Source organism: Belnapia sp. AC561, from assembly GCF_979252845.1.
On record NZ_CEEDBP010000180.1, the window covers coordinates 1 to 280 of the forward strand.

The window sequence follows — 280 nt, forward strand, 5'->3', positions numbered from 1 at the left end:
CTGCGGGCACCCCGACCTCGACGGCCTGGGACCAGTCCACCCGGACGTACCAGGCCACGTGGACGGCTAAACGTGTCGCCAGCGACGGTGACTTCGCACCAGGATCCGTCTCCGAGATCGCCGTCCCGGCTGTCCACTACCCCAATGGTTACAAGGTCGAGGTGAAGGGCGCCAAGGTCATTTCCAAAGCCGGAGACACACGCCTGCAGGTCAGCTCCACCGGAGAAGGCCCGGTAAGCGTCACCATCACCCCTGCCGGTCAGGCCTAAGCCACTTGTGG

At 65.0% G+C, this 280-nt stretch carries 1 protein-coding gene; it reads left to right on the forward strand.

Annotated features, from left to right (window positions below; translation table 11 throughout):
- On the forward strand, positions 1 to 269 hold a 269-nt coding region (locus tag AC0IW9_RS30645), incomplete at its 5' end, for a hypothetical protein (protein ID WP_471652080.1).
- Positions 270 to 280: the final 11 nt, after the last annotated feature.